The organism is uncultured Limimaricola sp. (assembly GCF_964022235.1).
Classification (GTDB): Bacteria; Pseudomonadota; Alphaproteobacteria; order Rhodobacterales; family Rhodobacteraceae; genus Limimaricola.
In genome coordinates, this window is record NZ_CAXHZL010000018.1 from 18,197 (window position 1) to 39,702 (window position 21,506).

The window sequence follows — 21,506 nt, forward strand, 5'->3', positions numbered from 1 at the left end:
CTCAGGCCAAAAGTTCGCGCAGAACGCCGTTCAGGATCGGCCGACCCGTCTCCGTTGCGGTCAGCCGATCACCCTCACGACGCAGAAACCCGAGATCTTCCAACCCCTTCACGCGGGTCTCGAAATCCTGCGGATCCGCCGGTCCGTCCTTGGGCACCTCCACACCTTCCCGAAGTCTCAGCCCCATCATGATAGTCTCTTCAAAGGCTTCGACAGGCTCTAGAGAAACGCGCGGAACCTCGCCTCCAGCGCCCTTTTCGGCGTCACGCAGCCAGGCTCCGGGAGCTTTCGGCGCTTCGGTGGCGACCCGTGTACCACCGATCTCCAATCGGCCATGCGCGCCAGGTCCGATACCGATCCAGTCGCCGGCCCGCCAATACACCATGTTGTGACGGCTTTCGGCCCCCAGAACGGCATGGTTCGACACTTCATAGGCCGGCAGACCAGCGGCCATGGTCAGAGATTGGGTGATCTCGTACATCTCCGCGGCGCGGTCCTCGTCCGGCAGACCTTTGAGCCCGCCTCTAGCAAGACGATCGCCAAAGGCCGTGCCATCCTCGACCGTCAGTTGGTACAGCGAGAGATGATCCGCACAGAGCCCGAGCGCGCGGTCCAACTCGGCGAACCATTGCTCCGGTGTCTGGTTCTGACGCGCGTAGATGAGGTCGAAACTGACCCGGTCAAAGGCGTTTCGCGCGATATCGAACGCGCTCAGCCCTTCGGCCACACTGTGCAACCGGCCAAGTCGCCTGAGGTCGTCATCGTCAAGCGCCTGCATCCCCATCGATACACGATTGACCCCCGCCTGCCGATATCCGGTGAACCTGTCGGCTTCGATCGAGGTCGGGTTGGCCTCAAGCGTGACCTCAACGTCGTTGCGCAACCGCCAGCGCCGCCCGATCCGATCAAGGATCTCGCCCACGATTCTCGGCTCCATCAAGCTCGGCGTGCCGCCTCCAAAGAACACCGACCCGAGGATCCGGTCGCCGGTTTCCTCTGCCAGCCGGTCGATCTCGGCCAGATAGGCCGCTGCCCAGCGGTCCTGATCGATCGTCTGGGCCACATGACTGTTGAAGTCGCAATAGGGGCACTTGGCCTGGCAGAAGGGCCAATGCAGGTAGAGGCCAAAGCCACCCCTTTGCCAGTTCTGCGGGGCCTCAACCAAAACAGGCCCGCAGTTTCTCTACCGCGCGGGCGCGGTGGCTCATGGCGTTCTTCGCGTCGACATCCATCTCGGCAAAGGTGATGTCATGACCTTCAGGGACAAAGATCGGATCGTAGCCGTGACCGCGCGCTCCGCGCATCGGCCAGACGACCGTACCTGCGACATGGCCTTCGAACACCTCTTCATGGCCATCGGGCCAGGCAAGCACCAAGGTGCAGCAGAATCGAGCCTGATGCGGGGCAGGGCGGCCCGAAGCGTCAAGCTCGCGGTGCACCCGCTCCATGGCCATGTCAAAGTCGCGGCCTTCACCGGTTTCGGCCCAATCGGCCGTATGAACACCGGGCTGGCCCCCGAGATCGAAGACCTCCAGTCCGCTATCGTCAGCAAGCGCCGGAAGTCCGGTGGCTGCGACCGCGGCGCGGGCCTTGATCCGGGCGTTGCCCACGAAAGTCTGCTCAGTCTCTTCGGGCTCGGGCAGGCCGTGGTCGGCATTGCCCGTCACCGTGACCCCAAAGGGGGACAGCAGCGCGCGAAACTCATCGAGCTTGCCCGCATTATGCGTGGCCACGACGAGAGAGGTTTCAGTAAAGCGGCGCATCAGGCGATCGCCGCAAGCTGTGCGCGGCCCAGCTCGGCGCATCCCGCCTCGGCTAGATCCAGAAGCTGGGTCATCTGCTCACGGCTAAAGGTCGAGCCTTCGGCGGACATCTGCACCTCGATGAGACGGGATCCCGACATCACGAAATTGCCATCAACGCCCGCTTCGCTGTCCTCGGGATAGTCGAGGTCGAGCACCGGTTGCCCTGCATAGAGACCGCAGCTGACCGCCGAGACTGGCTGTACCAGCGGATCGGTCTTCACGAGGCCTGCGCTCATCAGCTTTTGCACGGCAAGCTTCATGGCGACCCAGCCACCGGTGATCGCGGCGCAGCGGGTTCCACCATCGGCCTGAATCACGTCGCAGTCGATGGTGATCTGCCGCTCACCAAGCGCGTGAAAGTCGACGCCCGCCCGCAGGGACCGCCCGATCAGACGCTGAATCTCCTGCGTACGACCCGATTGCTTGTCTTTCGACTCGCGCCGCATGCGGCTGTTGGTGGCGCGCGGCAGCATGCCGTATTCCGCCGTCACCCAGCCTTGGCCCGAGTTGCGCTTGAAGGGCGGCACGCGCTCCTCGACAGTGGCGGTGCAGATCACGTGGGTATGGCCGACACGGATCAGGCAGGAGCCTTCCGCGTGACGGTTGAAGCCCGTTTCGATCTCGACGGCGCGCAGCGCGTCGAAGGTCCGGCCGGAGGGGCGCATGGTGTCATCCTTTCATGTGTCGGGCATGCGCATACGCCTTGCGGCTCACAAATCCAAGGCCGCCGCAGGGCCGCATTGACCTCGCCCCCGACCCGCCCCTAAGGTGCCGTGCCCCTCAAGGAACCCTGATCGCGATGCCAGACAGATCGCCCCGTATCGAGGACATGAACGACCGCTCCCGTGAGGTGTTTCGGCGTGTGGTCGAAGGCTATCTCGAAACCGGGGCTCCCGTGGGGTCGCGCACGCTGACCCGGCATATGTCCGAAAAGGTCTCGGCCGCGACGATTCGCAACACCATGCAGGATCTCGAACATCTGGGCCTCTTGGGAAGCCCGCACATCAGCGCCGGTCGCATCCCGACCCAGACGGGCCTCAGGATGTTCGTGGACGGGCTGCTTGAGGTCGGGGATCTCGATGGCGAGGACCGCCGCCGGATCGATTCCTCGATGCAGGAGGCCGACAGCGACGTGGCTTCGCTGCTCGACAGGGTCGGTCATGCGCTGTCGGGCATCACCCATGGTGCCAGCCTCGTGCTCACGCCCAAGCACGAAGCCCCGATCAAGCATATCGAGTTCGTATCCCTGTCGCCCGAGCGGGCGTTGGTTGTGCTGGTCTTTGCCGACGGCCACGTCGAGAACCGCATCTTTGCCCCGCCCAAGGGCCAGACCCCGTCCTCGATGCGCGAGGCGGCGAATTTTCTCAACGCCATTGCAGGCGGCCACACGATACGCGAACTGGCCGGGGTGATCTCGCGCGAGATCGCCACCCGGCGGCAGGAGATCGACCGGCTCGCCGCCGATCTGGTCGAATCCGGGCTCGCCACATGGGTCAATCCCGGCGAACAGAGCGAGAGGCTGATCGTGCGCGGTCGCGGCAATCTGCTCGGCGCGGCGGGAGAGGAGGCCGATCTCGACCGCATCCGCTCGCTGTTTGACGATCTGGAGCGCAAGCGTGACATCGCGCAGTTTCTTGATCTTGCAGAAGAGGGCGATGGGGTGCGGATTTTCATCGGCTCCGAGAACAAGCTTTTCTCACTTTCGGGTTCCTCTCTGGTGGTTTCTCCTTATATGAACGCCGACCGTAAGATCATCGGCGCCGTGGGCGTCATCGGGCCGACCCGTCTCAACTATGGGCGGATCGTGCCCATTGTGGACTACACTGCACAGCTGGTCGGACGACTTGTGTCCGACCGCTCCTGAAGGGAAAGACAGCAATGGCAGAACAGGACGAACCGCGCAGCCTCGACGAGCTGGCCGCCGAGGTCGACGAGAACGGCGAGGTGAGCGCCGAAGGCCCCGAAAGTTCGGACGATCTCGAGATCCTGAAGCGCGAGCGCGACGAAATCCGCGACCGGTTCATCCGGGCTTTGGCCGACGCCGAGAACACCCGTAAGCGGGCCGAGCGCGACCGTCGCGAAGCCGAGAACTACGGCGGCTCCAAGCTGGCGCGCGACCTGCTGCCGGTGCACGACAACCTGCGCCGCGCGCTCGACGCCATCGCCGAGGATCAGCGCGAGGCGCAAAAAGCGCTGATCGAGGGAATCGAGCTGACGATGCGCGAGCTTCTGAGCGTCTTCAAGAAGCACGGCATCCACCCGATCGAGCCTCAGGTCGGCGACAAGTTCGACCCGCAGCAGCATCAGGCGATGTTCGAAGCCCCGGTGCCGGGCACCAAGGCCGGCGAAATCATCCAAGTTGCGACGCAAGGTTTCATGCTGCACGACCGCCTGTTGCGCCCGGCGCAGGTCGGCGTCTCTTCGATGAAATAAATTTGAAAAAATCAGCGACTTGCCGGAACCTCTTCTGCAAAGGCGCGTTGTTCGTGCAAGTAACACGGTACGAGTTCGAGAGCGCGGCGAAAGCCGCGCTCTCAGTTTTTCGGGAACTCTTTCAGGCCTTGGTCGTCAGCGATTTCAGCTCGTAAAGCAGATCGAGCGCTTCGCGCGGTGTGAGGCTGTCGGGCTCCACCTTCTGCATGCGTGACAAAAGTTTCGACGGTTCCATCTCCTTGGGCGCAGGCGATGCTGCGGCAAACAGCGGCAGATCATCGATCAACGCCTGACGGCGTCCGCCGCCCTCCCGCTCGCCTTGCTCCAGAGCCTGCAACACCACTCGCGCCCGTTCCACCACCGAGGTCGGAAGCCCCGCAAGACGCGCCACCTGCACGCCATAGCTGCGGTCGGCGGTGCCGCGTCGCACCTCGTGCAGAAAGATCACCTCGCCTTGCCATTCACGCACCGCGACCGTCGCGGTCGCCACGCCGTCGAGCTTGGCTGCGAGCTGGGTCATCTCGTGGTAATGCGTCGCAAAGATGCCGCGGCAGCGGTTCATGTCATGCAGGTGTTCCAGCACAGCCCAGGCGATCGAGAGGCCGTCATAGGTCGCGGTGCCACGCCCGATCTCGTCGAGGATCACCAGCGCGCGGTCGTCGGCCTGATTGAGGATCGCCGCCGTCTCGACCATCTCGACCATGAAGGTGGAGCGCCCCCGCGCGAGATCATCCGACGCCCCGACACGGCTGAAGATCTGACTGACAAGGCCGATATGCGCCGAGGCCGCGGGGACAAAGCTGCCGATCTGCGCCAGCACTGCGATCAGAGCGTTCTGCCGCAGAAAGGTCGATTTGCCCGCCATGTTGGGACCGGTGAGCAGCCACAGCGGCGCATCGCCAAGATCGCAGTCGTTGCCAACAAAGGTTTCGCCCGCGCGTCGCAGCGCCTGTTCCACGACCGGATGCCGCCCCGCTTCCACGTGAAACGCGCGGCTGTCATCGAGTATGGGGCGGCACCACTCCGCGCCGCGCGCCAGATCGGCAAGCGCGGCGGCAAGGTCGATCTCCGACAGCGCGCGAGCCAGCTGGCCCAACGGTCCCGCCGTTTCGAGAATGGCCGCCTTCAGCCTGTCGAAAACCCGCTTTTCCAGATCGAGCGCGTGACCGCCCGCGTTCAGGATACGGGTCTCGATCTCGTTGAGCTCGACGGTCGTGAACCGTACCTGGTTGGCCGTGGTCTGGCGGTGGATGAACCGCTCGGAGTGCGGCGGTGCGAGCATCTTGGCGGCATGGGTCGCCGTGGTCTCGATGAAGTAGCCAAGCACGTTGTTGTGCTTGATCTTCAGGCTCTGAATACCGGTATCCGAGGCATAGTCCGCCTGCATCGAAGCGATCACGCCACGCCCCTCGTCGCGCAGACGACGCGCGTCGTCGAGCTCGGGGTCATAGCCCGAAGCGACAAAGCCCCCATCTCGCGCCAGCATCGGCGGCTCGGCCACCAGAGCCTGATCGAGCAACTCGTGCAGCCTCTCATGCCCCGACAGGCTCCGCATGGCCTCGGTCAGGGGGCCGGGCAGGTCGCGACCCTCGGTCAACGCGCCGATCTCGCCCGCCACCTCCAGCGTAGCGCGGATCGCCGCCATGTCGCGCGGGCCGCCCCGGTCGAGGGCAAGGCGCGACAGCGCCCGGTCAAGATCGTGCGCCCCGCGCAGGGCGGCGCGCAGATCGCCTCGCAGCCGATCATCCTCGACCAGATGCGCCACCGAAGCCTGCCGCGCGGTGATGGTGTCCAGATTGCACGAGGGCGAGGCCACGCGCCGCTCCAGAAGCCGCGCACCGCCCGCCGTCACAGTGCGGTCGATCGTGTGCAGCAATGAGCCGTCACGACCGCCGCCCATCGCATGGGTCAGCTCCAGCGATCGACGCGTCGCAGCGTCAATCCGCATCGCCGACATCCGTGCCTCTTGATGCGGCGGACGCAAAAGCGGCAGTTTGCCCTTCTGCGTCAGCTCCAGATACTCGACCAGCGCTGCCATTGCCGAGACTTCGGCCCGCGAGAATGCCCCGAACGCATCCAGCGAAGCGACCTTCCACAGGGCCGCCAGCCGCGCGGCCCCGCCTGCGCTGTCGAAGGCGCCCCGGTGCAGCGGCGTGACCGAGAGATCAAAGCCCGAAGTGACCTCGATCAGAGCCTGTTCGGCGCTGTCCTCGACCAAAAGCTCGCGCGGGGTGAGGCGGGCCAGTTCCGGCCCCAGAGCCAGCTTGTCGCAGCCCAGCACCGAGAGCGCGCCCGTGGAGATATCGACCCAAGCCAGAGCGCAGTCGTCGCGCAGCTCGGAAAAGGCGGCGAGGAAGTTATGGCGGCGCGCGTCGAGCAGGCTCTCCTCGGTCAGTGTGCCAGGGGTGACGAGACGCACGACATCGCGCTTCACCACCGATTTCGAGCCGCGTTTCTTCGCCTCTGCCGGGTCTTCGAGCTGCTCGGCGATGGCCACGCGAAACCCCTTGCGGATCAGCGTCAGCAGATAGCCTTCGGCCGCATGCACGGGCACGCCGCACATGGCGATGTCCTCGCCCATGTGCTTGCCACGCTTGGTCAGCGCGATGTCGAGCGCCTCGGCCGCCGCGACCGCGTCGTCGAAGAACATCTCGTAGAAATCGCCCATCCGGTAGAACAGCAGCGCGCCCTGATGCGCCGCCTTGATCTCCAGATACTGCGCCATCATCGGCGTCACGGTGCCGGCCTGCGTGTTCATGCGTATCCCCCGGGAGTGCAGCGGCGCGACACTAGCTTTTGCGGGCCCGGTGCGAAACCCCGGACGCGCCCCTGTTGCGCTATGACGCAAGGGCGTTGCGCCGCGCCGCAGCATCCCGCTATCCCTGTTCGTCCAAGGCAGAAGGGACAAGAAAATGGCCAAACCCCGTTTCACGCGCGAGGACGCGCTGAACTTCCACGAGGCCCCATCGCCGGGCAAGTGGGAGGTGACGGCCACCGTTCCCATGACCACGCAGCGCGATCTCAGCCTCGCCTACAGCCCCGGTGTCGCGATCCCCTGCGAGGTGATCGCCGAGCATCCCGAGACCGCCTATGACTATACCAACAAGGGCAATCTCGTCGCGGTGATCTCGAACGGCACCGCCGTGCTGGGCCTTGGCAACCTCGGCGCGCTCGCCTCCAAGCCGGTGATGGAAGGCAAATCGGTGCTGTTCAAGCGCTTTGCCGACGTGAACTCGATCGACATCGAGCTCGACACCGAGGACCCGGACGCGTTCTGCAATGCGGTGCGGCTGATGGGGCCGAGCTTTGGCGGCATCAACCTCGAGGACATCAAGGCGCCCGAGTGCTTCATCATCGAGCAGCGTCTGAAGGAAGAGATGGACATCCCCGTCTTCCATGACGACCAGCACGGCACCGCCGTCATCTGCGCGGCGGGTCTGCTCAACGCGCTGCACATCTCGGGCAAGAAGATCGAAGATGTGCGCATCGTGCTGAACGGTGCAGGCGCGGCGGGCATCGCCTGTCTGGAGCTGCTCAAGGCGATGGGGGCGCGCCACGACAACTGCATCATGTGCGACACCAAGGGCGTGATCTGGCAGGGCCGCACGGTGGGCATGAACCAGTGGAAGTCGGCACATGCCGCCAACACGCCGCTGCGCACGCTGGAAGAGGCAATGGACGGGGCCGACGTGTTCCTCGGCGTTTCGGCAAAGGGGGCGGTGACGCAGGCAATGGTCAAGTCGATGGCGCCGAACCCGGTGATTTTTGCCATGGCCAACCCCGACCCCGAGATCACCCCCGAAGAGGCGCATGAGGTGCGCGAGGATGCGATTGTGGCCACGGGGCGGTCCGACTACCCCAATCAGGTCAACAACGTGCTGGGCTTTCCCTATTTGTTCCGTGGCGCGCTGGACATCCACGCTCGCGCCATCAACGATGCGATGAAGATCGCCTGCGCCGAGGCGCTGGCCGAACTGGCGCGCGAGGAGGTACCCGACGAGGTGGCGCTGGCCTACGGCCAAAAGCTGAGCTTCGGGCGCGACTACATCATCCCGACGCCGTTCGATCCGAGACTGATCCACCGGATTCCGCCCGCCGTGGCCCGCGCCGGCATGGCGACCGGCGTGGCCCGGCGCGAGATCGAGGACATGGAGCACTACACCCAGGCGCTCAAGGGCCGGATGGATCCGACGGCGAGCGTGCTGCGCGGTCTGAACGCCCGCGCCCGTGCCGCGCAGGCGACGATGATCTTTGCCGAGGGCGACGACCCGCGGGTGCTGCGCGCTGCCGTGCAGTACCAACGCTCGGGCTTTGGCAAGGCGCTGGTGGTGGGCCGCAGCGACGACGTGGCCGCCAAGCTCGCCGCCGAAGGCATGGCCGAAGCGGCGGCGGAGTTGGAGGTGGTCAACGCCGCCAACACGCCCCATCTCGATACATACAAGGCGTTTCTCTACGCACGGTTGCAGCGTAAGGGCCTTGATCGACACGATATCCACCGTCTCGCCGGGCGCGACCGGCACGTCTTTGCCTCGTTGATGCTGGCGCATGGGCACGGCGACGGGATGATCACCGGGGCCACGCGCAAGTCGGCCCATGTGATGGAGTTGGTGAACCACGTCTTCGACGCAGGACCGCATGATGGTGCGGTCGGGGTCTCGGTGATGATGCACAACGGGCGGATCGTGCTGATCGCCGACACGCTGGTACACGAATGGCCCGATGAGGAGGATCTCGCCGACATCGCGACGCAGGGCGCTCAGGTGGCGCGCGAGTTGGGGCTCGAGCCGCGCGTAGCCTTCGTCAGTTTTTCGACCTTCGGCTACCCGGTGTCGGAACGCGCGACCAAGATGTACCGCGCGGCCGAGGTGCTCGACGGGCGCGACGTCGATTTCGAATACGAGGGCGAGATGGCTGTCGACGTGGCGCTGAACGCCAAGGGGCAGGAGAACTATCCCTTCTCGCGGCTGACCGGTCCCGCCAACGTGCTGGTGGTCCCGGCGCGGCACTCGGCCTCAATCTCGGTCAAGCTGATGCAGGAAATGGCGGGGGCCACGGTGATCGGCCCGATCCTGTCTGGCGTCGACAAGCCGATCCAGATCTGCTCGACCGTCTCGACCGTGAACGACATCGTCAACATGGCCGTGATGGCTGCCTGCAAGGCGCACCGCGCATGACCCTGTGGAATCTGGGCTCGATCAATGCCGATCACGTCTATGCGGTGCCGCATATCCCCGCACCGGGCGAGACCCTCGCCGCGACTGCCCTGTCCTACGGGCTGGGCGGCAAGGGGGCGAACATGTCCGTCGCCGCCGCGCGGGCAGGGGCGCGGGTCGCGCATCTGGGGGCGGTGGGCACCGACGGCGGTTGGATGGTCGAGCGGCTGACGGGCTACGGTGTCGATTGCACCCATGTGCAACATCATGACGGCTCGAGCGGTCACGCGATCATCGCCGTGGACGCCAGCGCCGAGAACGCGATCACGCTTTGGCCCGGAGCCAACCGCGAGATCGACCTCGAAGCCGTGAAACAGGCCCTGAACGGGGCCGAAGCGGGCGATCTTCTGGTGACGCAGAACGAGACCAACGGTCAGGTCGAGGTGGCGGCGCTGGCCCGTGGGCGCAGGCTCACCGTGGTTTATGCCGCAGCCCCCTTCGAGGCCGACGCCGTGCGCGCGATGCTGCCGCATCTCGATCTGCTGGTGCTCAACGAGGTCGAAGCGCGGCAATTGTCCGAGGCGCTGGGCACGCCGGTCGAGACGCTGCCGGTGCCGCAGGTGGTGGTGACGCTGGGGGCGCGGGGCTGCGACTGGATCGAGACCGCCTCGGGCAGGCGTCACCATGTCGACGCGCCACGCGTTACGGCCGTCGACACCACCGGCGCGGGCGACACTTTCACCGGCTACCTTCTAGCCGGTCTGTCAGAGGGGCTGGCGATGCCCGACGCGCTCGCGCTCGCGACCCGGGCCGGGGCGCTCAAGGTCGGGCGGCGCGGCGCGGCCGATGCGATCCCCTCGCGCGAGGAGGTCGAGCGGGCGACCTTCTGAGGGACGCGCGCGGCACGGATCATGCAGGATTTCGTCTTCTCAGACCCTTGGGCGCTTCTTGCGGCCTGCGTCGCGGTGGTGCTCGTCGGCCTCTCAAAGGGTGGTTTGGGCGGCGCGTTGGCCCTGCTCGGCGTGCCGATCATGGCGCTGGCGATTCCGCCGGTCCAGGCGGCGGGCATCCTGCTGCCGATCCTGTTGATGATGGATGCGATCAGCCTTTGGGCTTGGCGCGGCACCTATCACGCGGGCACGCTCAAGCGGATGCTGCCGGGGGCCGCGATCGGCATCGGCGTCGGCTGGCTCACTGCGGCTCTGGTGTCGGACGGCATGGTGCGTTTGATCGTCGGCGTGGTGGCGCTGGCCTTTTCGGCACGCTGGCTGCTCTCTGGCAACGCGCGCCGGGCCGCACCCCGGCCCGAGAGCGCCGCCCGTGCCTCGATCTGGGCGACGCTTGCGGGCTACACCAGCTTCGTCGCCCATGCGGGCGGGCCGCCGTTCCAGGTTTATGCCATGCCGCTCAGGCTCGATCCCAAGGTCTATACCGGCACCAGCGTGATTTTCTTTGCCGTGGTGAACGTCATCAAGGTGATCCCCTACGCCTTTCTGGGTCAGTTCGACGCGGCCAATCTGACGGCGGCGGCGGCGCTGTTGCCGCTGGCGGGGGTCGCGACACTGTCGGGGGCCTTCGTGGTGCGCCGGATGCGCGCCGAGATCTTCTACCCGGTGATGTACACCATGGTGGTGCTCGTCGGGGTCAAATTGTGTTGGGACGGCCTCGCGGCAGTGATCTAGACCACGCGGGCCTTTGACAGTCGCCCGATGCGCCGCGCATTCTGTGGCATCAACGGCAGATCGCCAAGGGCCCATCAGATGCAACTCTCCGTCAGCTTCGAAAACACGCTCGGCACCACCACCCCCGGCACCGGTCCGGTCACGGTCGGCTGGTGCCTGAGCGAGACGAAGGGGGGCATCATCTATGCCCCGCCAGAGCGGGTCCGCTCCACCGATCTCAATCGACGCCACGCCAAGTCGGCCTCGCGCTGCCCGGCGGTGATCAACCTCGAAAGCCGCTATTTCCTGATCCGCTGTCCCTTCGATCTCAACATCGGCTTCGACCGCGACGAGAAGGGCGTCCCGCGGATGCGCAATCTGAGCGGCAGCGCCAGCACGATCCGCGCCAACAAGCTCGGTGACAAGCTGCACATCGTCCCGGAAGCCGAATGGCGCCATCCGGGCGTTCCGACGCTGCAACTGGTCCTGCCTTACGTGTTCCTGAGCGACGAGCCGGTTTACCTCAACCAGGTCTCGCCCTTCATGCACTACATCCGCGAGCCCCTCCCCGGCACGATCTTCGGCGGGCGGTTTCCGATCAACGTCTGGCCGCGGCCTTTGATGTGGGCGTTCGAATGGCACGAGCCGGAAAAGCCCCTGAAGATCGCGCGCGGCGATCCGCTGTTCTACGTCGGGTTCGAGACATTGCCACAGGATCGCGGCGTGGCGATGGTCGAGGCGCAGCGCACGCCCGAGTTGTTGGAGTACCTCGACCTGATCTCGGGCGCCGTGAATTACGTCAACCAGACGTTCTCGCTGTTCGGGGCCGCCGAAGCGCGCCGCCCCGACACGCTGGTCACCCCGGTGACCCGCAAAACTAGGCCGGAGTGAGCGCGCGCGCCATGCTCAATCGTCGCAGGATCGTCGATCTGCATGGCGCCGGCGATCTCGCGGCGGCGCTGCCGCTCTATCTCGCATGGTTGGCGGCGCGGCCCGACGACGGGATCATGTGGTCCAACTTCGGCAGCTTGCTGCGCGCGCGGAGGCAGCATGATCAGGCGCTGCGCGCGTAGCGGCGAGCGCAGGCGTTGCTGGGGCAGGTACGCGCCAACCCGGTCCATGCCGAAAGGGTGCAGAGCCTCCGCACCCGTCCCTTGTCCGCACTGTTCGAGGAGGCGGGGTTCGAGGAGGCGGGGTTCGATCGGCTAGATTCCGTGTCGCTCGACATCGAGGGCGGTGAGTTGGCCGTGCTCGAGGCGTTCGAGTTCGCGCGCCACCGCGTCGGGGTCTGGGCGATCGAGAACAACACGGGCGGGCCCGACATCGGCCGGGTGATGCGCGCGGCAGGTTACAAGTTGATCGAGTTCTGTGGCGTCGATGAGATCTGGGCGCATCCGGATTATACCTCGACTTAACATTGCCCCGTTACTTGGCTCCCTCGGGCCCCGAAGGCCACGGAGGGACACATGAGCGGGCAAAACGCGCCGATCATCATCAAGCGCAAGAAAGTCGTCGCCGGAGGCGGCCACCACGGCGGGGCGTGGAAAGTGGCCTATGCCGACTTCGTCACCGCGATGATGGCCTTCTTCATGCTGATGTGGCTGCTCAATGCCACCACGGAACAGCAGCAGAAGGGCCTTGCCGATTACTTTGCACCGACCATCGCGATCAGCCGCACCTCGGGCGGCGGCGCCGATGTGCTCGACGGCGACACGCTGCATCAGAGCGACGCGCTGAGCGAATCCGGCACCGGCTCGAACGTCGGTCTGCGTGGCGCGGTGCCGCCCGACCGCAGCCCGCCGCGCGTGCGCCCCGGTCAGGGCGCGGCCTCGGCCGAGGTGGCGGCCCTGCAGGAGATCGAGGAGATGCTGCTCGGACGGGGCGGCGAAAGCCTCGTGGCCCGCAAGGCCCTGCGCCACGTGGTAACCAAGCTCACTGACGAAGGGCTGGTGATCGAGATCTTTGCCCGGCCCGGCGCGCCCATCTATCTCGCGGGAGAGACCGAGCCGCTGTCGGTCACCCGGACGCTTCTGGTGATCGTGGCGCAGGCGGCGGCGCTGGTCGACAACCCGGTCGCGGTTTCCGCGCATCTGGCCGCGCGCCCCGTGGTGCTGGCGCACAACCCGGTCTGGAGCCTGTCTTGGGGCCGGGCCGAGGCGGCGCGCGGGGTGATGGAGGCGGCGGGTCTCGCCCCCGCGCGGGTGCGCCGCATCACCGGTCTGGGTGACCGCAGCCCCGCACCCGGCGGCCCGACCGATCCGCGCAGCGACCGCATCGAGGTGACGCTGCTACGGCAGCATTAGCACCGCATTAAGCCTGTTGGTTTAGGCCAACAACCAACCGAACTCCCCCGATCCAGCGGAAAGGTCTTCCATGACGATCTCCTCTTCCCTCAGCGCCGGCGTGTCCGGTCTGGCGGCCAACGCGCACCGCCTCGCGACGATCTCGGACAATATCGCCAACTCCGCCACCTACGGCTATCGCCGCGCGGTGACGGATTTCCATTCGCTGGTTCTGGGCAATGAATCGGGCCGATACGTCGCGGGCGGCGTCTCGACCACCTCGCAACGGCTCATCGACGAAAGCGGCGCGCTGTCCTCGACCACCAATCCCACCGATCTTGCGGTGCGCGGACGCGGTTTCCTTCCGGTCAGCTCATCGGCCATGGCGGGCGAGCGCGGCACCGAGGATTTCCGCCTGACCACCACCGGGTCGTTCCGCGCCGACGAGGATGGCTATCTGCGCACCTCGGACGGCCAGACGCTGCTGGGCTGGCCCGCCGAACTCGACGGCACGATCGGCACCTATCCGCGTGACACCGCCGGGGGGCTTTTGCCGGTGCGCGTCCCCGCGGGCGAACTGTCGGGCATGGCCACCACCGAGGTGACGCTTGCTGTGAACCTGCCAGCGACCGAGACGCAGTCGGAATCGCTCGGCCTGCCCGAGGAGTTGACGGTCGAGTATTACGACAACCTCGGCACCACCCAGAAGCTGAGCCTGATGTTCATGCCCTCGGTCCCCGCCGCCGGCGCCCCGCCGACCAACGAATGGACCCTCGAGATCACCGACAGCGCCTCGGCCGATGCGGTGGTGGGGGAATATACGATGGTCTTCGACGACAGCCGCGGCGCGGGTGGGACGCTGGCGACGATGACCGCCACCACCGGTGGGGCTTTCGATCTCGAAACCGGGAAGTTCACCATCGACGTGGCCGGCGGCCCGATCGAACTCGACGTAGGACTGCCGGGGGTGTCTGGCGGGATATCGCAACTCGCGGGCGTCTTCGCGCCGCTCTCGGTCGGCCGTGACGGTGCCGCGACCGGCAATCTCACCTCGGTCGAGGTCGATCCGGGCGGGTTCGTCCACGCCTATTACGACAATGGCGCAAGCCGGCGCATCTATCAGGTGCCGCTCGTCGACGTGGCCAATTCCAACGGTCTCGAGACGCATGACGGGCAATCCTACTCGCTCACCCGCGAGAGCGGCGAGATGTTGCTATGGAACGCGGGCGACGGGCCGACCGGCGATATCGTCGGCTTCGCGCGCGAGGAATCGACGGTCGATGTTGCCTCCGAGCTGACGCAGCTGATCCAGACCCAGAGGGCCTATTCCTCCAATGCCAAGGTGATCCAGACCGTGGAGTTGTCCTTGGCCGAGGAGACCGACTTGCCGGTCGAGATCTCGGTCTGGGTCTTGGAGAGGTCGGAGTTGATTCCCTTGAGGGTCTGCAGCGCAACCATGGCGCCGTTGTTGGTCAGAATGCTGGACATATGTGTGCGGTCCCAAAGCTCGGCGGCCTTCGCGCGCCGGGTTTCAATCAAGACCCTGCTTTTGGCAGGGCCGCTGACAGCCATTCTGACTTCGTGCGGACCGGAGACATTCCCCGCCGCCGTGGCGTGTATCCCATATTCGGGGGACAGGATCGTTGTGACAGGCGGGGCTTAAGCGCGGCCTAACGCCCCCAAGGGAATGCAAGAAATTCGAATCGAACGCCTCGGACTTGCCATGCTCCGGCGCCGCCTCACGCGCGGCGCCGCAGAACCGGTGTCGCCGCCTCGGCCCCCCGGCTCTGCCCGTCGCGGTCATAGGTGGCAAAGCCGTCGCGTGCCGCGCGCAAGGCCTCGGCCCGGGCTCGGCCATCGCGCAACCCGGCAAGTGCGGCTTCGAGCAGCCGTGCCGTCTGCGCAAGATCGCGCTCCAGCGCCTCGATCGTGTCTAGGGAAGTCGTGTCGGCCGAGGGCTTCGACAGCGCATCGAGCAGGTCTTGCTTCGGCTCGACCAAGGTGCCCAGCGCGGCAAAGTCGCCGGACAGCAGGGCCGCCTTTTCGCGTGCGAGCAACGTCGCAAGGCGCATCAGGGCCTGGCCACTCATGCCGCACGCCCCGAAAGACCGGCATAGAGCCGTTCGGCCAGACCAATTCCGCCCGCGGCCACCATCCGCTCCGCTTGGGCCTGAAAGAGAAAGGAGCGGAATTGATCCTCGCCGGCACCACCGCCAAAGCCGCTTTCGGGCGGACCGGGATCCGACAGGCGCAGAAGTTCTGACAGAAAGCCCGCCTCGAGGCTCTGGGCTGCCTTCCACAACGGGTCCGTCCGGGTGGAACCGGTGGGTTGGGGCGCAGGCGGCAGGGTCGGAGGCGGGGGCGCGCTCGGTGTCGGGGTCATGAGGCTGGCAGGGTTCATGGGTGGTCTCCTTTGCTTGGGGCTGGGCCCGACAATCCGCCTGCGTGGTAAATATTGGGTAAGCCTTGTGCGTCATGCTGCGTCTCAGCCGCCGCCTAGAAAGGACCGCGCATGTTCGACCCCCTCCCTCTCGGGTCTCGAAACGCCTCCGTGCCGATCCGGCCCGATCGCCTCCCGGATCCCGTGGCCGAGGGTGATTTCGCCGGGCTGTTCGCGGCGTTGCCCGAAGGGCCGTCGATGGGCGCGCCGATGGTTTCGGCGAAGGCGGTTGCGACGGCAGAGGCGTTGGCCGCTCCTTTGCCGGACAGCGACACGATGCCTAAGCAAACGTCGAAGGGGCCGTTGGATGCCGCGGGCCGGGTCTTGTCGGCGAGGCGCGAAGCCGATCCGCTAACCCCCGAGCATGATCCCACGCTCGGAAGCCTACCGGAGGCCACAGCTGAGCAGCCTGCCGTACCGGTGGTCTTTGTGGCGCCGACAGTCGGCTCGAAAGAGGCCGTTCCGGGCCGAGGCGGCTATGCACTTAACAAGCCTCAGCCACTCGAAGCAGCCACCGGGCAGGGACCCGTCATCTGGGCCACGACCGAAGATATGCCACCGCAGGCCACGCCTGGCTCGGGTAAGGAGGGGTCAGGCGCAGAGGTCATGACGGTGCCCATGGCGCGACGTGATCTACGGACGGAGCGCTCCGATGGAGCAGTCCTCAGCGACATTGGGCCGAGAGAAGGGCGAACGGATCCACATTCCCGCGATGTGTCTGATCTGACGATGCAGCAGGCCCGGGTCGAACGGGCGGCGTCATCGACTGCTGGCAGCCTTGGCTCTGCCTACGTCGCCGTTTCACGGGGGCCAGAGACCTTTTCGCATGACTCGGCCGAAATCCCGCCGGTACCCGACACACGAAGCGAATCTCGGGAGTGGCCAGTGGAGATGCAAGGCCGGAAAGGGCTGCCAGCGTCTGATCCCGCCGCGTTTCCGGTTTTGCAGGGCCTGAACGCATCGCCGCGATCCGACGCGGGATCTGTGACCAGGAGTACGCCGGTTGCGGACATAGCCTCGCCGTCTTTCGGAGCGTTCGCGAGGCGAGAAGGGACATTTCCTTATGCTGTTCAGCCATTGCCTGACCGTTCAGCGGCCCGAGAAACAAGGGCCGAGCCCCGTCCGAACCTTGGTCATGCATACGAAGATGGCAAGGTACGGAACACGCGTGCCACGCCCCTCCGAGGCGTCGAGGCACCTCATGGGATCATGTCCGCATCACCGATCAAAAACGCACAGGATACGATCCAGCCTGTGAGGGGACGGGAGAAGTTCGCGATGGCTGAAACAGGCCGGGCCTCCTTGATTCCAACGGGAGCCGTCAAACCCGATATCGCGACACCTGACACTGCTACGGCCCTGCCGTCGGCGGGCGGGGCTTCGCCACAGTTGGACAACCGAGTTATCCAAACCGAAGATGTGGTGGGCACAACATCGAGCGGCGGCACAGAACGGTCGGTGCTCCGTGAGATGACTCACTTGGGGTCAGGCGACGCGGCCAAGCTGGACACGCGAGGCCGGTTCGAAGGGGCGGGCGACGAAAATCGGATCTCGATGGTGCCCATATCCGGCACGCTCAGGTCTTCTTCGCCGACGCGGGAGGGGCCTATGGGCGCGGCTTCGACAGCCCAAACCACGGCGGAGCCGAACCGTGCTCTGGGCAGCGCCGGACAGGCCCCGCAGCTCGAGCCGGCGCCGAAGGCCGTGATCGAGAGATCATCCGGCGTATTGTCTCAGGGCAACAGGCTGCCAGAGTCCGCTGCCCTCGAAGGGTTCAGGGTTTCGGGATCATCGTCGCAGTCAATTTTCACGGGAATAACGCCCTCTTTGCCGCCCTCGGGGACGGCTCTGCTCGCAGGCGGAGGGCAGGCCGCGCCGACAGCGCCGTTGCCCCAAGGTGAAACGGCTTCGATACGCCCTCCCGCGGGCCTTCGGCCAACCGGCCCGCAGGCGGATCGGGAACGGGCCCCGGAGCCGGATCGGGGCGTGGGACAGGGTAGGGTCTGGCCCGCTCCTGCGGCCGGAACAATGGGCGTCGTCCGCGACGCTTCGTCCCTCGATGGCCCCCCTGCGCCTGCGCCACGCGACGACGTTGCTCCCGCCCGTCAGGATCTTTCGCAAAGGATCGCAGCACTGCCCCTTGGGTCCGACAGGCGCTCGATGGAGGCGACGCGGCCCATCGTTTCGGTGGCGAACGCCATACCCGTTAGTGGGCCCGCCTCGGGGCCTGTGACGGTCGAGGTCGGGCGGGGGGAGCCCGACGGTGCGCCGCTTTTGGGGCAGGTGTCGGGCGTCGTGCCGGACCGACCGCTTGGGGCGACCTTGTTCGAGGCGCGCGCCGAAACCTTGCCTGCGGCGCGGCCCATGACGCAGCAGATCGGCACGGCGATCACCAACGCCCCGAACGGGCAGGTCGAGATCCGTCTCGATCCCGAGGAACTGGGCCGGGTGGCGCTGCAGATGCAGACCGACGGAGACCGGGTGAGCCTGATCATCACCGCAGAACGCCATGAGACGACGGAGCTTCTGCGTCGCCATCTGCACGAGTTGGCGCAGGAGTTTCGCGCGCTGGGCTACCGCTCGGTCGATATCGGCTTTGGGGGGCAGGGCGGGGCCCAAGGCGGAGCGGGAGGGGGCGAGGACCGGATCCCCGCCGTGCCCACCGACGCTTCGGGCCGACCGGTGCCGGAGATCGACGCCCTGGCGCCAGCATTGCGACCACCCTTGGCAGGCCAGCCCGGGTCCGGCCTTGATCTACGTCTCTAGGAGTTCGCCATGAACCTCACTTCCGATACCATCGGCGCCGCAGCGGTCAGCCCCGCCTCGTCGAAAAGCCCCGTGAGCGCGGCCAGCGCTTCGGACTTCGACATGTTCCTCAAGATGCTCACCGCGCAGATCCGCAACCAAGACCCGCTCGAGCCGATGGATTCGGCCGATTACGCGGTTCAACTCGCCACGTTCTCAGGGGTTGAGCAGCAGGTGAAGACCAACGACATGCTGGCGGCGCTGGCGGCCAGCATGGGGTCGGGTGGGCTGTCGGATATCGCGGGCTGGGTCGGGCGCGAGGCGCGCGCACCGATGCCTGCCCAGTTCGACGGCGCGCCGATCCCGCTCGATCTCAAGACCCAAGCGGGAGCCGAGGCGGGCGAGCTGGTGGTGACGGATGCCACTGGCCGGGAGGTCTGGCGCCACGCCGTGTCCGCCGGGACGCAAAGCCTCGATTGGGCCGGGGTAAGCGCGGATGGATACACCCTGCCGTCCGGCCCCTATGGGTTCGAACTGGTGAGCATCGCTGAGGGCGAGGAAATCGGCCGCGAGACCGTCGAGACATATGGCCGGGTGCGCGAGGTCAGGCTCGGGGCCGATGGGCCGATGCTGGTGATCGATGGCGGGAGCGAGGTGGCCTCGGCGGCGGTCACGGCACTGCGCGAGGCACTTTAGAGTTGCACGAGGCGCTCTAGACCAGCGAGGCGACCCAGCCCGCCGCCGCCGTCAGAGCCGCCCCGACGGCGATCCAACCCAAGGGGGGCAGGTCGCGGCGGCGCGGTTCGGGCTCGGGATGGCTCTGGCGCACGAGGGCGGCTTCGGCCAGCGCGGGCAGGCGCGGCCCAAAGCGTGACAGCACCTGAATCGTGCGGCCGAGATCGCGGGCCACGGCCTTGGGGCCGATGCTCTCGCGGATATAGTCCTCGACCACCGGGCGCGAGGCCTCCCAGATGTTGATATGCGGGTCGAGCGTGCGTGCCACGCCCTCGACCACCACCATGGTGCGCTGCAAGAGGATCAACTCGGTGCGAGTTTCCATGCCGAAGCGTTCGGTCACCTCGAACAGGTAGTTGAGCAGCCGCGCCATGGAAATGCGGCTCGCATCCATGCCGAAGATCGGCTCGCCCACGGCGCGCAAGGCCGAGGCGAAGGCATCGACGTCGCGGTCGGCGGGGACGTAGCCCGCCTCGAAATGCACCTCGGCGACGCGGCGGTAATCCTTGCGGATGAAACCGAAGATGATCTCGGCATAGACTCTGCGCGTGTATTCGTCGATCCGCCCCATGATCCCGAAATCGAGCGCGATCAGCGTGCCGTCGGGGCCGACCTTTAGATTGCCCTGATGCATGTCGCCGTGGAAATAGCCGTCGCGCAGCGCATGGGCGAGGAACAGCTGCAGCACCCGGGCGGCGAGGCGCTTGCGGTCGTGCCCGGCGGCGTCGATCTCCATGACCTCGGCCGCGCCGATGCCATCGACCCAGCCCATGGTCATCACGCGCCGCCCCGAGATATGCCAGCGCAGCGTTGGCACGGCGAATCCCTCGTCACGGGCGGTGTTGGCGGCGAATTCGGCGGCGGCGGCGGCTTCGAGCCGCAAGTCCAGCTCGCCCAGCACCACGCTTTCGAAATGCGCGATCACCTCGACCGGGCGCAGGCGGCGCGAGGCGGGCGACAGCCGCTCGATCATCCGGGCGGCGAAATAGAACGCCTCGATGTCGCGGCGAAACGCCTTTTCGATACCGGGGCGCAGCACCTTCACGGCCACCGTTTCGCCGGTTTCGGCCAACCGCGCCCGGTGCACCTGCGCAATCGAGGCGGCGGCGACGGGCTCGGAGAATTCGGAGAACAGCCCCTCGACCGGCTGGCCCAGTTCGAGCGCGATCGCACGCTTGGCCTGGCTCGTCGGAAAGGGCGGCAGGCTGTCTTGCAGCACGCGCAGCTGCACGGCCAGCTCGTCGCCCACCACGTCGGGGCGGGTCGACAGGATCTGACCGAACTTGATGTAGGCGGGCCCAAGCGCGGTGATGGCGCGGGTCGCGGGCGGCATCATCGGGTCGCCTTCGTAGCCGAGCCAGCGGAACGGCGCGGCGAAAAGGCGGATTGCCACGCGCAGCGGCTTCGGCGCGTCCATCGCGTCGAGCACCACGGCCATCGCGCCGGTGCGCTCGAAGGTGGCGCCGGTGCGGATCAGCCGAACGAGGTTGTGCGGGCCTCTCAGAGCTTCCATCCCGAATGCAGGCAGGCGACGCCCATGGTCAGGTTGCGATACTTCGCCTGTTCGAAGCCCGCCTGTTTGACCATGCCGAGAAAGGTTTCCTGATCCGGGAAGCGGCGGATCGATTCCACGAGATATTGGTAGCTGTCACGGTCGTTCGCGATGAGCTGGCCCATCGCGGGGATGACATTGAAACTGTAGAGATCGTAGGCCTTCTGCATCAGGTCGTTGGGGATATGGGAGAACTCCAGCACCATAAGTCGCCCGCCGGGGCGCAGCACGCGGTAGGCCTCGTCCAGCGCCTTTTGCGGCCGGGTCACGTTCCGGATGCCGAAGCTGATCGTGTAGACGTCGAAGCTGTTGTCCGGGAAGGGCAAGGCCATCGCGTCGCCCACGACCCAGTCGAGGCTGCTCTCGAGCCGCTCGGCCTCGGCGCGCTTGCGGCCTTCGACCAGCATGGATTCGGTCAGGTCGCAGACCGTGGCATGGCCGTGGCCGGCGCGGCCCAGAAACCGGAACGACACGTCGCCGGTGCCGCCCGCGACATCGAGCAGGCGCTGGCCGGGCCGCGGCGCCAGCCAATCCATCATCGCATCCTTCCAGAGGCGATGGATGCCGCCCGACATCACGTCGTTCATCACGTCGTAGCGCGAGGCCACGGAGGTGAAGACGCCGCGCACGCGGTCGGCCTTGTCCTCTTCGCGAACGGTCTGGTAGCCAAAATGGGTGGTCTGGTCTTCGCTCAAGGGTC

At 66.4% G+C, this 21,506-nt stretch carries 19 protein-coding genes and 2 pseudogenes; 12 read left to right on the forward strand and 9 right to left on the reverse strand.

From position 1 onward, the window contains the following. Position 1 precedes the first annotated feature (1 nt). From hemW to rph, 3 genes are read right to left on the reverse strand one after another with little or no spacing between them, the layout of a single operon-like run. Positions 2-1,165, reverse strand: a complete 1,164-nt coding sequence (gene hemW / locus AADJ02_RS17455; protein ID WP_341214282.1) for a radical SAM family heme chaperone HemW — start codon at positions 1,163-1,165, stop codon at positions 2-4. Further along, on the reverse strand, positions 1,158-1,763 hold the full coding sequence (gene rdgB, locus AADJ02_RS17460; RefSeq protein ID WP_341214283.1) for an RdgB/HAM1 family non-canonical purine NTP pyrophosphatase: 606 nt from the start codon (positions 1,761-1,763) through the stop codon (positions 1,158-1,160). The genes hemW and rdgB overlap by 8 nt, the downstream gene beginning before the upstream one ends. Beyond that, positions 1,763-2,470: a ribonuclease PH gene (gene rph, locus AADJ02_RS17465; RefSeq protein WP_341214284.1), complete on the reverse strand. Its 708-nt coding sequence runs from the start codon at positions 2,468-2,470 to the stop codon at positions 1,763-1,765. The genes rdgB and rph overlap by 1 nt, the downstream gene beginning before the upstream one ends. 134 nt (positions 2,471-2,604) lie before the next feature. Between rph and hrcA the strand changes: the two genes are divergently transcribed. Together hrcA and grpE are read left to right on the forward strand one after the other, a co-directional pair. After that, the gene (gene hrcA, locus AADJ02_RS17470; protein WP_341214285.1) at positions 2,605-3,669 is read left to right on the forward strand and encodes a heat-inducible transcriptional repressor HrcA; all 1,065 of its coding nucleotides are present in this window, start codon (positions 2,605-2,607) and stop codon (positions 3,667-3,669) included. Between the two features lie 14 nt (positions 3,670-3,683). Beyond that, complete coding sequence (gene grpE, locus AADJ02_RS17475) at positions 3,684-4,238, forward strand: nucleotide exchange factor GrpE (protein WP_341214286.1); 555 nt, start codon at positions 3,684-3,686, stop codon at positions 4,236-4,238. A 121-nt stretch (positions 4,239-4,359) separates the two neighbouring features. Here the strand turns inward: grpE and mutS are convergent, their stop codons facing one another. Further along, positions 4,360-6,996, reverse strand: a complete 2,637-nt coding sequence (gene mutS, locus AADJ02_RS17480) for a DNA mismatch repair protein MutS (RefSeq protein WP_341214287.1) — start codon at positions 6,994-6,996, stop codon at positions 4,360-4,362. A 154-nt stretch (positions 6,997-7,150) separates the two neighbouring features. Between mutS and AADJ02_RS17485 the strand changes: the two genes are divergently transcribed. The 8 genes and pseudogenes from AADJ02_RS17485 to AADJ02_RS17520 all read left to right on the forward strand — a co-directional run. Continuing rightward, positions 7,151-9,412: an NADP-dependent malic enzyme gene (locus AADJ02_RS17485; protein ID WP_341214288.1), complete on the forward strand. Its 2,262-nt coding sequence runs from the start codon at positions 7,151-7,153 to the stop codon at positions 9,410-9,412. Further along, positions 9,409-10,281, forward strand: a complete 873-nt coding sequence (locus tag AADJ02_RS17490; RefSeq protein WP_341214289.1) for a ribokinase — start codon at positions 9,409-9,411, stop codon at positions 10,279-10,281. The genes AADJ02_RS17485 and AADJ02_RS17490 overlap by 4 nt, the downstream gene beginning before the upstream one ends. A gap of 21 nt (positions 10,282-10,302) precedes the next feature. Further along, positions 10,303-11,073 carry a sulfite exporter TauE/SafE family protein gene (locus tag AADJ02_RS17495; RefSeq protein ID WP_341214290.1) on the forward strand — a complete coding sequence of 257 codons (771 nt, stop codon included), beginning with the start codon at positions 10,303-10,305 and terminating at the stop codon, positions 11,071-11,073. Positions 11,074-11,151: 78 nt separating this feature from the next. After that, on the forward strand, positions 11,152-11,943 hold the full coding sequence (locus AADJ02_RS17500; protein ID WP_341214291.1) for a hypothetical protein: 792 nt from the start codon (positions 11,152-11,154) through the stop codon (positions 11,941-11,943). Then, complete coding sequence (locus AADJ02_RS17505) at positions 11,940-12,125, forward strand: hypothetical protein (protein ID WP_341214292.1); 186 nt, start codon at positions 11,940-11,942, stop codon at positions 12,123-12,125. Before AADJ02_RS17500 ends, AADJ02_RS17505 begins: the two co-directional genes overlap by 4 nt. An 81-nt stretch (positions 12,126-12,206) precedes the next feature. Beyond that, on the forward strand, positions 12,207-12,467 hold the full coding sequence (locus AADJ02_RS17510) for an FkbM family methyltransferase (protein WP_341214293.1): 261 nt from the start codon (positions 12,207-12,209) through the stop codon (positions 12,465-12,467). A 51-nt stretch (positions 12,468-12,518) separates the two neighbouring features. Beyond that, entirely contained in the window at positions 12,519-13,355 is an 837-nt protein-coding gene (locus tag AADJ02_RS17515; RefSeq protein WP_341214294.1) for a flagellar motor protein MotB, read from the forward strand. A 70-nt stretch (positions 13,356-13,425) separates the two neighbouring features. Then, positions 13,426-14,634: pseudogene (locus AADJ02_RS17520) on the forward strand (flagellar hook-basal body complex protein); the annotation flags it as partial. Positions 14,635-14,681: 47 nt separating this feature from the next. On the opposite strand, the pseudogene AADJ02_RS17525 reads toward AADJ02_RS17520, so the two are convergent. From AADJ02_RS17525 to AADJ02_RS17535, 3 genes and pseudogenes are all read right to left on the reverse strand, one after another. Then, positions 14,682-14,822: pseudogene (locus tag AADJ02_RS17525) on the reverse strand (flagellin); the annotation flags it as partial. A 251-nt stretch (positions 14,823-15,073) separates the two neighbouring features. Beyond that, positions 15,074-15,424: a hypothetical protein gene (locus tag AADJ02_RS17530; RefSeq protein WP_341214295.1), complete on the reverse strand. Its 351-nt coding sequence runs from the start codon at positions 15,422-15,424 to the stop codon at positions 15,074-15,076. Beyond that, positions 15,421-15,735 carry a rod-binding protein gene (locus AADJ02_RS17535; RefSeq protein ID WP_341214296.1) on the reverse strand — a complete coding sequence of 105 codons (315 nt, stop codon included), beginning with the start codon at positions 15,733-15,735 and terminating at the stop codon, positions 15,421-15,423. Before AADJ02_RS17535 ends, AADJ02_RS17530 begins: the two co-directional genes overlap by 4 nt. A gap of 2,268 nt (positions 15,736-18,003) precedes the next feature. Here AADJ02_RS17535 and AADJ02_RS17540 point away from each other — a divergent pair. After that, entirely contained in the window at positions 18,004-18,540 is a 537-nt protein-coding gene (locus tag AADJ02_RS17540; protein ID WP_341214297.1) for a flagellar hook-length control protein FliK, read from the forward strand. Between the two features lie 9 nt (positions 18,541-18,549). Then, a complete protein-coding gene (locus AADJ02_RS17545; protein ID WP_341214298.1) occupies positions 18,550-19,215 on the forward strand; it encodes a flagellar hook capping FlgD N-terminal domain-containing protein in 666 nt (221 codons plus the stop codon). A gap of 16 nt (positions 19,216-19,231) precedes the next feature. Here the strand turns inward: AADJ02_RS17545 and ubiB are convergent, their stop codons facing one another. Beyond that, positions 19,232-20,758: a 2-polyprenylphenol 6-hydroxylase gene (ubiB, locus tag AADJ02_RS17550; RefSeq protein WP_341214312.1), complete on the reverse strand. Its 1,527-nt coding sequence runs from the start codon at positions 20,756-20,758 to the stop codon at positions 19,232-19,234. Further along, on the reverse strand, positions 20,755-21,501 hold the full coding sequence (gene ubiE / locus AADJ02_RS17555) for a bifunctional demethylmenaquinone methyltransferase/2-methoxy-6-polyprenyl-1,4-benzoquinol methylase UbiE (RefSeq protein ID WP_341214299.1): 747 nt from the start codon (positions 21,499-21,501) through the stop codon (positions 20,755-20,757). The genes ubiB and ubiE overlap by 4 nt, the downstream gene beginning before the upstream one ends. Between the last annotated feature and the right edge of the window lie 5 nt (positions 21,502-21,506).